This is a genomic window from Collinsella sp. AM38-1BH (assembly GCF_003467545.1).
GTDB lineage: Bacteria > Actinomycetota > Coriobacteriia > Coriobacteriales > Coriobacteriaceae > Collinsella.
Genome location: NZ_QSHC01000011.1, coordinates 36,134 through 48,239 on the forward strand (window position 1 = coordinate 36,134; position 12,106 = coordinate 48,239).

Consider the following 12,106-nt stretch of genomic DNA (forward strand, 5'->3'; position numbering starts at 1 on the left):
TCATATGTCAGTTGTTAATTATGCCGCGAATCAGCTTTCCGCGGTGGGTAATTCGGCTGTTGCCCAAGAACTATTGCGGCATCTTAGTCTTTGTTTACGCAAGGCTGCGCTCAATGTTGCCGTATCATAAGCCGTCGCAAACGTGAAAGAGAAAGAAGGAATCCCATATGCAACTGGCAAATATCGTACGCGAGCGCTGGAAGGGCGTCTTGTTCTGCCTGATCATCGCTATCCCCGCAACGCTGCTCGGCAAACAGATTGAGGTGGTCGGTGGGCCGGTATTCGCCATCCTCTTCGGCATGGTTCTGGCAATCGTCTTTCCCAAGAATCATCGCGAACAGCTCGCCGCCGGTGTCACCTATACGTCTAAAAAAGTCTTGCAGTACGCGGTTATCCTGCTTGGCTTTGGCATGAACCTCTCCCAGATTCTGTCCAAGGGCGCCCAGTCGTTGCCGATTATCGTGGCGACGATCTCGACCTCGCTTGTCATCGCCTTTGTGCTCTGCCGCGTTATGAACGTGCCGAGCAAGATCGCGACGCTTGTGGGTGTGGGTTCGTCGATTTGTGGCGGTTCTGCCATCGCCGCGACCGCACCCGTCATCGATGCCGACGATCGCGAGATTGCCCAGGCTATTTCGGTCATCTTCCTGTTTAACGTTATCGCGGCGCTCGTGTTTCCGACGCTCGGCGGCATGCTCGGGCTGACCAACGAGGGCTTTGGCCTGTTTGCCGGTACCGCCATCAACGACACCTCGTCCGTAACGGCTGCGGCGAGCGCTTGGGACAGCATGCATCCCGGCGCCAATGTGCTCGAGAGCGCCACGGTGGTCAAGCTCACCAGGACGCTGGTCATTATCCCCATCACGTTGGTCCTCGCATGCTGGCAGATGCATCTGGCGCGCAAGGCCGGCGGCGACGCCAAAAGCACGTTCTCGCTTAAACGCGCGTTTCCCATGTTTGTGCTGTTTTTTGTGCTGGCGAGCGTGATCACTACGGTGCTTCAGCTTCCTGCATCCATTACGGCGCCCATCAAGGAGCTGTCGAAGTTCTTTATTGTGATGGCCATGGCGGCTATTGGTTTTAATACCGATATCGTCGAGCTGGTCAAAAAGGGCGGCAAGCCCATCGCGCTGGGCTTTTGCTGCTGGATTGGCATTGCGTGCATGAGTTTGGGAATGCAGCACGTGCTGGGAATCTGGTAGAGAAGTAGCTTATTTGCGTGCTGCGTGCTGGTGAGCGCATTCTCACGGTGGAGCGATAGGAGCTCTTGCGGGTATGGCTTGTCCGCAGGTTTATAAGTCCCGAAGAGCTCTTATCGCCCCGCCAGGATGGCGATGCGGGGCAACACCTATACTCGCAGGACGGCGCTTTCTGCCCTATAGTGTTTGGTGAGCAATATCGTTCAATTTTGAAACACTCGGTCGTGCGACCGTCGGCGGCTGCATGTCGCCGCGGACAGGGGCAAATCATGGATAGCGATGCCAAGCTGAACATCTTGACCGAGGCCCTGGCTGCTGCCGGGGCCTCGGCATTGGCAATCGATGCGCGTGGGGACGTCGCGATCTCGACCATGAATGACGCGGCGCTTGAGCGGGATGTGGCGGCTTTTGTTGCTGAGCGCCTCGACCGTATAGGAGACGGCGCGCGTCTGGTTATGGGGCGTGCGGGTACGCGCCTGAGCCTGGCCGTTCGCCCCACCGACAAAGAGGGCGGGGGCCTTTGGGTCGTCGTGGTCCGCGAGGTGCGCGGCGCCGCGGCGCATGCGGGCATCGAATGGCTCAACGCCGACGAAGTTGAGGCCCGCTACGAATCGAGCGCGTACGGCATCGTTGAAGGCGCTGCTGCGGTAGCTGCACCGGTTGCCGAGAGCTATGCGCGCGGCGTGCCCCTTATGCTCGAGGGCGAGCTTGGCGCAGGTCAGGTCGAGATTGCCAAGCGCCTCTATCTGGACGGTCCTTTTGCCGATCAGCCCTTTGTTTCCGTCGCGCTCGATGAGCTCACCGAGCGCGGTTGGCGCCATGTGCTCAAAAGCGCCGAATCGCCGTTGTTCCAAACGGAGCTGACCCTTTGCATTGAGGGCTGGAACGCGGTTGGCCCCCAGCGCCTCCGCGAGCTGGTCTCCACGATGGCCGACACCGCGTTGGCGACGCGCTGCCATGTGGTGCTGACGGCGAATGACATGCCGGGCGGCAGCGAAAGTGATCAAGCCGCCTTTGTGACCGAGCGCTTCGCCTGTGCGGTGAGCGTGGCGCCGGCAATCGCCGAGCAGGGAGCCGCGTCGACGAAGGTTGCGCGCTATTTGGAATATCTCGCTGACGCATTTGGGACGGCAGCGCCCACGCTGTCTGCCGCGGCGACGAAGACGCTCGATGCTTACCGCTGGCCGCGCAATTATCTGCAGCTCCGCGAGGTCTCGGAACGACTGTATATATTGGTGGGGGCGGGCACGGTGGACCGCGCTGTGGCGGAGGAAGTGCTCGCCCAAGAGGACGTGATTAAGACCGCAACCTTTGGCGCCCCGACACTCGAAAGCGACCTGTATATCCTGCGACCGCTGGCCGATACCGAGCGAGATATCGCGCATCTGGTTGTAGATCATCTCCACGGCAATCGAACCCGTGCGGCGGAGGTGCTGGGCATAAGCCGTACAACGCTGTGGCGCTTGCTGAAGGACGATGACCGTTGAGCGAGGCGTCCGTGACCGCGCGCGACGCGTGTGCTACAGTCCAAAGCGTTATTGTTTCGATTTGGTTACGGCGTGCGAGGGCATATGGCTGAGACTTCAAAACCGAGCCGCAGAAGGCGGAGCGCCGCGCCGGTCAACCGACGCACGACATCGGTGACGTGGGGCAAACACGCCTCGGGGTTTGATGGCTCGTTCAAGCGCACTAAATATGGCTATCCTTCGGCAAGCGCCCGCTTGGCCATGCAGGCAGAGTCCTCGCTGTGGGGCCGCAAACGCGTGGTGGGCTCAAAGCTCAAGCACGACGGAACGCTCGGTTACATCAGCCGAGGGGCGGCTCGCCGCAGCGGACTCAATCCGGCTGGTTGGCATCGTTATGTTCCGATCGCGGTCGTCGTTGCGGTGATCGTCATCGCACTCGCTGCGCTTGGCTACGCCGGCGGTGGCGCCAACTTGGACGCAGTGTTTAAATCGCCCGAGCTCGCGCATGCAGGCACAGAAGTTGTCGAGGGCGCTCAGACCCAGACGGGCGTCGCACCCCAGCGCGGCATCGTTGCGGCGGCCTCCACCATCGCCGATGCTCAAAAGGACGAGGGCGAACAAGGCAGCGAAGCCGAAACGACTCACACGAACGAAACGACGACAACGGCGACGTCAATATAAGTTGCGAGTGGGGTAGCTAAAATAGCCCCGTCCAAAATTAGCTACCCCCGCTGACGCTCCTGGGTTACCTTACGTACACCACGTTGTCGCGGCGCGGCTTTGCCTCGGGTAGCGCGTCCTCGGCGTAGCCAAGAATGCAGTTACCGACACCGCGCAGGCTGCCGTCGGCGGGCAGGCCCCAGCTGGCCAGCAGCTCCAAGCCCTCGGGCGAGTCAAAGACCTCATGCGCGCGGTGAATCCAGCACGAATCGACACCCAGTGCATAGGCGGCGTTGAGCAAGTTGCCCATGGCGAGCGAGCCGTCTTCCAGATGTGTGGGCACGCTGCGGTCAACCAGCACCACCACAACGGTCTTGGCGCCATAGAAGGGGTCGCTGTTGCTGTCCATGACCTGGGCGTTGAGCTGTGAGAGACGCTTGACGGTCGCGGGGTCGGTGACGGCGACAAACGTCACCGGCTGGCGGCCCATGCCGCTCGGTGCATATTGGCCGGCTTCAATAATACGTGCAAGCTTTTCGGCCTCGACGGGACGATCGCTGTAGTTGCGGCAGCTGCGGCGGTGAATGAGTGCTTCGATAGTCTCCATGGTGTCTCCTTGCGGTGGCGTTGCAGATGCCCCGTTCATACCCGTCGGGCTTAAACGATAGACGGTCAATTGCCCGGCCAAAAGGATAGATTCCAATTGGGAAAGTAGGTTTGCATAAAAGTACCTTCAGAATGTGACAAACAAATGGGATGGTTAAACGTTTTATCCCGTCTACCCTGCGGTTTTTTACCACTTGCCTAAATGACGAACGCATAACCTCTGATAAAGGTTTTACTAAAGGAGTACCAACGTTTATCAATGCGCCGTGGTGGCGCCGGGCCAGGAGGTAACATCATGTTCCAGGCTGGAGATGTCGTCGAGACCGATTTCGAAGGATTTCTGAAGCTGCTGCGTTCCAAGACGCGCGCTTTCGTGTCGATCAACGATCACGAGTACTACATCACGCACACCGATGGCTATTGGCGTGTTCAGGATTGCGAGGCCCTCAACGACAAGGGCCACTTTACTGACTGCTCTGAGTTGGTCAACACGGTCTGCGAGGTCGTCGAGCTGCCGTGGATTGCCGGCAAGAGCCTGCATGACAGCTTCTCGGGCGCTACGGTCTATGAGGCCGTCGCCGCTTAACAGGCAATAAAACCCGATTTTCACGTGACCGCTGGCGCCGCTCCCGCGCCGGCGGTCTTTTTCTGCCGATAGGCCATAAAATGCGCGCATTTGCGGAGAGCCTGTTGACGATAGTCAAAACTCGGACTAATCTAGAGACACAAAATTGGTCAAAAATCGGACAATCGAATGGTGGGATAGATGAATAGTGCGGTTACGCTGGTCGACTTCGATCGGTTGCTCAATGGACTCGACCATATCTATTCGGAGTTCTCGCGCGCCTGCGGCCTTTCGGACTGCGCCTATTGGATGCTCGTCGACACCAGCACGGCGGGCGGCAGTATTGCCGTAAGCCGTCTGACAAGCGAATGGTTCTACAGCAAGCAGACCATCAACTCGGCAATTAAAACCTTGACGGCGCGGGGCTTCGCAACGTTGGAGTTTGCCGAAGGCAGTCGTAAGAGCAAGGTTGTGAGCCTGACCGAAGAGGGCAGGCGATTTGCCGAGCGTTATGCGTTGCCGGCACTCAAGGCCGAACAGCGAGCCTTTGGCGCGCTTGAGCCATGTGAGCAGCGCGAGATTATGCGCTTGATCGGCAAATTCTCTCAGGTGCTCGGCGATGAGTGCGATGCCTTTAAGCAGCATATCGCTGCCGAGAGCCAAGCCGAGAATCAAGGTGAGGGGGAGTCGTGCGACTGTTAATGAGGTTTCTAAAGCCATATCGAGGGCTTGTCGCAGTGACGCTGCTGGTGCTGCTGGTGGATAACGTCGGTACGCTGTTGGTTCCCACGATGCTGGCGAACATGGTCAACACCGGTATTACCACGGGCGATGTCGACTACATTTTACGCAACGGCCTATACATGTTTATCGCAACCAGCATGGCTAGCGGCGGCACGGTGCTGGGCTGCTATCTTTCGGCGCGCCTGGCCGCCAACGTGGCTTGCGATATTCGCAATGCCGTGTACGACAAATCGCTCGAGCTCGCGGCCAGCGATTTTGAGCGCTTTGGCACCGGATCGATGATCACGCGCTCGCTCAACGACATCAACGTGATTCAGCAGGCGATTCTGCAGACGATTCAGCTGGTGCTGCCCGTGCCGTTTTTGGCTGTGGCGGGCATCATCTTCGCCTGGTTTATCGATCCCGCCATGGGCACGCTTCTGGGCGTAGTCGTTGCGATTGTGCTGGTGGCGGCGGTCTTTACGGTTGCCAACGCGGCGCCGATTTTTATGCGCCTACAGGGCTTTATCGACCGCATGAACGTGGTGCTGCGCGAGAATATTGTGGGCGTGCGCGTCATCCGTGCGTTTAACAAGGAGCGCCACGAGGAACGGCGTCTGGACGAGGTGTTTAGCGAATACGCCGCCAACGCCATCAAAGTCAACCACCTGTTTGTGGGCCTCGACAGCTCAAGCTTCTTTTTGATGAACATCGCCGAGGTGGCGGTGCTGTGGGTGGGCGGCAACCGCGTAGGCGCCCACGCCATGCAGATTGCGAGTATCTCGGCGGTGCTGGAGTATGCAATTCTGATCCTGTTCTTTGTGATGATGGCCCAGATGGTGGTGCTGACGCTTCCGCGTGCTGCCGCGTGCCTGAACCGTGCGCAGCAGGTGTTGGAGATTGAGCCGAGCATCGTCGATGGCGAGCGCACGCTGGATGACGGGGCGCGCGAGCCCCAAGACGAAGCCGATGCGGTGGCCGTGTTCGACCACATGTCGTTTCGCTTTGACGATGCCGACGAGGACACCCTGTGCGACCTGAGCTTTGCCTGCCGTCGCGGTCAGACGACTGCGATCGTTGGCTCGACAGGCTCGGGCAAATCGACGGTGGCAAAGCTTCTGCTGCGCTTCCACGATGCCACCAAGGGCTCCATTCGCCTGAATGGTGTGGACCTGCGCGAGCTTACGCAAGACGAAATCCGCGGGCGCATTGCCTATGTGCCGCAGAAGGCGTGGCTGTTCTCGGGCACGGTAGCGAGCAACCTTCGCTTTGGTAACGAAGGCGCGACCGAGGGCGACATGCTTCACGCGCTTGAGGTTGCCCAGAGCACCTTTGTACTCGACCAACCGCAGGGGCTCGATACCCCGGTTGCCCAGGGCGGTACGAACTTTTCGGGCGGCCAGCGCCAGCGCCTGGCCATTGCTCGCGCGCTCATGAAGCAGGCCGATTTGTACATCTTCGATGACAGTTTTTCGGCCCTGGACTTTAAGACCGATGCGGCCCTGCGCCATGCATTGCAAGACGAGACGCGCGATGCCGCGGTGCTCATCATCGCGCAGCGCATCTCGACGATTCTGCATGCCGACCAGATTGTCGTGCTCAAGGATGGCGAGGTTGTGGGCTTGGGCACGCATGGCGAGCTTATGGAAACCTGCGAGGTGTACCGCGCCATCGCGGAATCGCAGATGAAGGGAGGTGAGTAGCATGACCGAGGAGCTCAAGAAGCAGGGCGGCCTTGTCGATGCCGCCGCTGCGGACGCTGCCGAGGAAGCGGTCGAGCGGGCTGCCATGTCGACCGAGCTGGATGACGCCGCCAAGGCTGCAGCCGAGCGCGAGGCTCGCCGCCAAGCGCTCTACGAGGAAAACGAGCGCGCCGAGGACGAGCGCGCCCGCGCTGAGGCAGAGCGCATGCGCGATGTGGACGACGAGGACGAGGACGAGAAACCCCGCGACACCTGGGCGACGGTGCGCCGCCTGTGGAGCGAGGCTGCCGGCGACCATTGGCGCTTCTATATCGTGTTCGCGAGCATTGTGTTCTATGCCATCTTTAACACCGCTGCGCCGGCATATAGCGCCCGTGTGATCGATGAGCTGTGGGGCCACATTCAGGTGGCGTTTGCCAACGATACCACCTTCAGCATCACCTGGGAGAACTGCGGCAGGACCATCTTCATCTACTTTATGATTTGGACGGCCGCCGCCTCGTTCTACGCACTCCAGAGCTTTTTGATGTCGAGCGTTGCCGAGCGCCTCAACCTGCGCCTACGCAACCGCATCGCACAAAAGCTCAACCGTCTGCCGCTTGCCTTTTTTGACGCACATCGTCCCGGTGAGGTCGTCAGCCGTGCGACCAACGACTTGGACAAGATGTCCGAGAGCATGCAGCGCGGCTTGCTGCAGCTTCTGGTGTCGATCGGTACCGTGGTGGGTGCCGTGAGCGTGATGTTCGTGTTTAGCGTGCCGCTCACGCTCGTCTTTTTGTTCTTTACGGCGCTTTCGCTGCTGGTGACGAAGGTCGTTTCGCGCCGCACGCACGATGTGACGGGCGAGCGCCAGGAGTGGGTGTCCAAGATTACGAGCGCGGTCGAGGAAGGCTACTCGGGCCGTCTGGTAATCCGTGCGTTCAACCGCGAGCGCCAGAGCTCTGCCGAGGTGCACGAGGCTTCGAAGGAGCTGGCGCGCGTGAGCACCAAGGCCGACTTTATGATCAATGCCGTCGGCCCTGCGGTGCGCTTTATCGGCCGTTTGGCGCAAATCGTGATTGCGCTTGTGGGCTGCAGCATGTTGGTTGCCGGACATATGACCGTCGGCGTGTTCCAGGCGTTCTTCCAGTTTATCTACGAGGCATCCGAGCCCATGACGCAGCTGTCGTTTACCTTTAACTCGCTGCAGAGCGCGCTGGCAAGCGCGGAGCGCGTGTTCGACCTGCTCGACGAGTCCGAGATGGAAGCCGATCCGTTGCCGGCGGTCGCCGCCAAGCTGCCGGGCAAGGTGGAGGGCCACGTCGCCTTTGAGCATGTGCGCTTTGGCTACGCGCCCGACAAGCCGCTCATGCGCGACGTGTCGTTTACCGCCGAGCCGGGCCAGAAGATTGCCGTGGTGGGAACCACGGGCGCAGGCAAGACGACGCTCATCAACCTGCTCATGCGCTTCTACGAGATTGACGGCGGGCGTATTACGCTCGACGGCGTGGATACGAGCCGCATGGACCGCGGCGAGCTACGGCAGCAGTTTGGCATGGTGCTGCAGGACGCCTGGCTGTTCGATGGCACGATTGCCGAAAACATCGCCTACGGCTGCCCCGAGGCGACGCGCGAGGAGATTGTCGCGGCCGCTCGTGCCGCGCAGGTCGACTTCTTTGTGCGCACCATGCCGCAGGGCTACGACACGCGCGTGGCCAACGATGCCGAGAGCATCAGCCAGGGCCAGCGTCAGCTGCTGACCATCGCACGCGTGCTGCTCAATAACCCGGCGATTCTCATCCTGGACGAGGCGACCTCAAGCGTGGACACGCGCACCGAGCTTGCCATCGGCCGCGCCATGGACGCGCTCATGCGCGGGCGCACCAGCTTTGTGATCGCGCATCGCCTGTCGACGATCGTGGACGCCGACCTGATCTTGGTCATGGACCACGGCAACATCATCGAGCAGGGCACGCATAAGGAGCTGCTCGCAGCCGAGGGTGCCTACGCCGACCTCTATCTGAGCCAGTTCGCATAATGTGACAAAGGGACAGTCTCTTTGCCACATCACAAATAAGGCGCGCCGGGGGTGAATTCCCTGGCGCGCCTTTGCGTTGATGCCGATGTCGTTTTGTGCCGCTTGCGTTCCTAGCGTTCGTCCACGAGCTTGGCGACGAGGGCCTTGAGCTCGGCCACCTCTCGCTCGAGTTCCTTGACGCGGCGGGCATTCTCGGTGATGCCCTGGCGGTTGAGGGCGGACTGCTCGGCGGCGTCATCGGGCATGTACTCGCGATGCTGCTTGGCGTCGAAACTCTCCTCGAACACACGGCAGCCGTTGCGCTTGATGATGCGTCCCGGCACGCCCACGACGGTGCAGTTGTCGGGGACGTCCTTAACGACGACCGAGTTGCCGCCGATCTTGACGTTGTTGCCGATGCGGATGTTGCCGAGCACCTTGGCGCCCGTGCCCACCGTGACATTGTTGCCCAGGGTGGGGTGACGCTTGCCGGTCTCGTTGCCGGTGCCGCCGAGCGTGACGCCCTGGTAGAGCACACAGTTGTCGCCCACAATGGTGGTCTCGCCGATGACGACGCCCATGGCGTGGTCGATAAAGAAATGCTTGCCGATCTGTGCCGCGGGGTGAATCTCGACGCCGGTGATGTGGCGGGTGATTTGCGAGAGCACGCGGGCGAGCGAGCGATGTCCATGCTCCCACAGCCAGTGCTCGGGCACGTGGTTCCACTTGGCGTGCAGGCCAGGATAGGAAAGGAAGATGACCAGACCGTTTTGCGCGGCGGGGTCCTGCGCTTGGACGGTCTTGATGTCCTCGCGAATGGTATTGATAAAGCTCACCGGCCGCCCTCCCTTAGCGCCATGGCAATGCGATTCAATAAAGTATAGCGATTCGCTAGGGATTAGGAAGGACAATCTTGGCGGCATTGCGCGACAGGTGTCAGTTATGCAAACTTGCTGGTAATGGAGTCATGCTTTTGTGGGGTTGCGCACGAGGGGGCACCGCAACCGTATACTGGTCAACTTGGACGTATCCGCGCCCACAACTGAGAGGTTTTACTTCATGGGTTTCATCAATTTTATTGCCGAGCTGCTTAAGGACCCGCGCACCGCGATCGCCAGCTGGATCGCCGCCGGCCCGCTTATGGCCTACGGCTGCGTGTTCCTGATCATCTTTATCGAGACGGGCGTGGTGTTCTTCCCGTTCCTTCCCGGTGATTCGCTGCTGTTCGCCTCGGGTTTCTTTGCCCACAATGGCGGCTTTAACATTGTGGCGCTTCTGGCCACCGCATGGGCCGCTGCCATTTTGGGCGATCAGTGCAACTTTATGATCGGTCACTTCTTTGGCAAAAAGATCATCGCTTCGGGCAAGGTCAAGGCTATGACGCCCGAGCGCATCAAAAAGTCCGAGGATTTCTTGGACAAGTGGGGCCACCTGGCCATCTTCCTGGGTCGCTTCTTCCCGTTTATCCGCACCTTTGTGCCCTTTATTGCCGGTATGGGCGGCATGCACTGGCGCAACTTTGTCATCTTTAACGTGCTGGGTGGCATTACCTGGTCAACGCTCTTTACACTGCTGGGCTACTTCTTTGGTGGCATTCCCTTTGTACAGGAGCACTTTGAGCTGCTAATCGTTGGCATCGTTGCCGTGTCGATCATCCCGACCGTGGTCGGTCTGGTCAAGGCTAAGCTGGGCAAAAAGAACGCATAGCTCGAGCCAACGCGCAAACCGTGCAGTTGAGGCCCGTCCCCGTTTACGGTGGCGGGCCTCTTCAGCTTCGGTCAAATGAAAATACTTTACTTAGTTAAAGAAAAGCGTTTTATCAGACGCGTACGGGGAGTACAATCTCGTGCATGCGAATCGACGTGCCATCGGCTTTGGCGCTGTTCGCGTGTCCCGTCCGGCTCTACGCTCCGGGCGTGCGACGTTGCGACGCGGCCGGCCTCGGTCCTTGCGTGCGGGTTCGCGAGTTTGCAACTGTGTATGTAAGGAGCGACATATGACTGTCGAGAAGAAGGATATCGATTGGGGTAGCCTCGGCTTTGGCTACATGAAGACCGATTACAGCTACGAGGCCCATTGGAAGGACGGCGAGTGGGACGAAGGCGGCCTGACCACCGACCACACCCTGCATGTCTCCGAGTGCGGCGGCATCTTCCATTACTGCCAGGAGGTCTTTGAGGGCCTGAAGGCCTACACCGCCGAGGACGGCAGCATCGTCTGCTTCCGCCCCGATATGAACGCCGAGCGTATGTACAACTCTGCGCAGCGCCTCGAGATGCCCCCGTTCCCCAAGGACAAGTTCGTTGAGGCCGTCAAGCAGGTCGTTTCTGCCAACGCCGCCTGGGTTCCGCCCTTCGGTTCCGGCGCGACCCTGTACGTGCGTCCGTTTATGATCGGCTCCGGTGACGTGATCGGCGTGGCTCCCGCTCCTGAGTACACGTTCCGCATTCTCGTGACCCCGGTCGGTCCGTACTTTAAGGGTGGCCTCAAGCCCGTTAAACTGCGCGTTTCCGAGTACGACCGCGCCGCGCCGCACGGCACCGGCAACATCAAGGCCGGCCTGAACTACGCCATGTCCCTCAAGCCCACGATGGAGGCTCACCGCGAGGGCTATGCCGAGAACCTGTATCTCGACTCCGAGTCCCGCACCTATGTCGAGGAGACCGGCGGTGCCAACGTCCTGTTCGTGAAGGAGGACGGCACGCTCGTCGTTCCGCAGTCGCACACTGACTCCATCCTGCCCTCTATCACCCGTCGTTCGCTCGTTCAGGTTGCTCAGGACCTGGGCATGACCGTTGACCAGCGTCCCGTCGAGTGGGCCGAGGTCAAGGCCGGCACCTTTGTGGAGTGCGGCCTGTGCGGCACCGCTGCCGTCATCTCCCCGGTTGGCGAGATCGACAACAAGGTTTACGGCGCCGACGAGACTGTGACCTTCCCGGCTGGCTACACCGAGATTGGCCCTGTGATGAAGAAGCTCCGCGAGACCCTGACTGGTATCCAGTCTGGTGCTGTCGAGGATAAGCACAACTGGGTTTACACCGTCGCGTAAGCTGTCTTACCTATCCGGGCAGAGAGCAAGTTCCCCCCCGGCGCGTCCTCGGACATGCAAGAAGCCCTCGCTGCGCACTTCGTGCGGCGAGGGCTTCTTGCGTCCTGCGGAGTGCGCCGGGGGGGGGGGGGGGGGGGGG

Annotated in this window: 11 protein-coding genes; 9 read left to right on the plus strand and 2 right to left on the minus strand. The window is 60.2% G+C overall.

Annotation, left to right across the window (positions count from 1 at the left end; all coding sequences use genetic code 11):
• Positions 1-167: 167 nt before the first annotated feature.
• The 3 genes from DW870_RS05985 (at position 168) to DW870_RS05995 (ending at position 3,346) form a co-directional block, all read left to right on the plus strand.
• Positions 168-1,202, plus strand: coding sequence for a YeiH family protein (locus DW870_RS05985; RefSeq protein ID WP_117877190.1), 1,035 nt, complete (start codon positions 168-170; stop codon positions 1,200-1,202).
• Positions 1,203-1,468: 266 nt separating this feature from the next.
• Positions 1,469-2,686 (plus strand): helix-turn-helix domain-containing protein, encoded by a 1,218-nt coding sequence (locus DW870_RS05990; protein WP_117848568.1) that lies wholly within the window; start codon positions 1,469-1,471, stop codon positions 2,684-2,686.
• Between the two features lie 84 nt (positions 2,687-2,770).
• A complete protein-coding gene (locus DW870_RS05995; RefSeq protein ID WP_147332641.1) occupies positions 2,771-3,346 on the plus strand; it encodes a hypothetical protein in 576 nt (191 codons plus the stop codon).
• A gap of 64 nt (positions 3,347-3,410) precedes the next feature.
• Here the strand turns inward: DW870_RS05995 and DW870_RS06000 are convergent, their stop codons facing one another.
• Positions 3,411-3,932, minus strand: coding sequence for a nitroreductase family protein (locus DW870_RS06000; protein ID WP_117848566.1), 522 nt, complete (start codon positions 3,930-3,932; stop codon positions 3,411-3,413).
• A 294-nt stretch (positions 3,933-4,226) separates the two neighbouring features.
• Between DW870_RS06000 and DW870_RS06005 the strand changes: the two genes are divergently transcribed.
• The 4 genes from DW870_RS06005 to DW870_RS06020 all read left to right on the plus strand — a co-directional run bounded on the left by DW870_RS06005 (position 4,227) and on the right by DW870_RS06020 (position 8,939).
• Positions 4,227-4,517 (plus strand): hypothetical protein, encoded by a 291-nt coding sequence (locus tag DW870_RS06005; protein WP_006235631.1) that lies wholly within the window; start codon positions 4,227-4,229, stop codon positions 4,515-4,517.
• Between the two features lie 180 nt (positions 4,518-4,697).
• A complete protein-coding gene (locus DW870_RS06010) occupies positions 4,698-5,198 on the plus strand; it encodes a MarR family winged helix-turn-helix transcriptional regulator (protein WP_117848565.1) in 501 nt (166 codons plus the stop codon).
• Positions 5,198-6,922, plus strand: a complete 1,725-nt coding sequence (locus DW870_RS06015; protein ID WP_117848564.1) for an ABC transporter ATP-binding protein — start codon at positions 5,198-5,200, stop codon at positions 6,920-6,922. Before DW870_RS06010 ends, DW870_RS06015 begins: the two co-directional genes overlap by 1 nt.
• A gap of 1 nt (position 6,923) precedes the next feature.
• Positions 6,924-8,939 (plus strand): ABC transporter ATP-binding protein, encoded by a 2,016-nt coding sequence (locus DW870_RS06020; protein ID WP_117848563.1) that lies wholly within the window; start codon positions 6,924-6,926, stop codon positions 8,937-8,939.
• Between the two features lie 110 nt (positions 8,940-9,049).
• On the opposite strand, the gene cysE is transcribed toward DW870_RS06020, so the two are convergent.
• Positions 9,050-9,754, minus strand: coding sequence for a serine O-acetyltransferase (gene cysE, locus DW870_RS06025; RefSeq protein ID WP_035138740.1), 705 nt, complete (start codon positions 9,752-9,754; stop codon positions 9,050-9,052).
• Between the two features lie 223 nt (positions 9,755-9,977).
• On the opposite strand from cysE, the gene DW870_RS06030 reads away from it, so the two are divergent.
• Positions 9,978-10,625: a DedA family protein gene (locus DW870_RS06030; RefSeq protein WP_117848562.1), complete on the plus strand. Its 648-nt coding sequence runs from the start codon at positions 9,978-9,980 to the stop codon at positions 10,623-10,625.
• A 289-nt stretch (positions 10,626-10,914) separates the two neighbouring features.
• On the plus strand, positions 10,915-11,967 hold the full coding sequence (locus tag DW870_RS06035) for a branched-chain amino acid aminotransferase (RefSeq protein ID WP_035138743.1): 1,053 nt from the start codon (positions 10,915-10,917) through the stop codon (positions 11,965-11,967).
• Positions 11,968-12,106 lie beyond the last annotated feature (139 nt).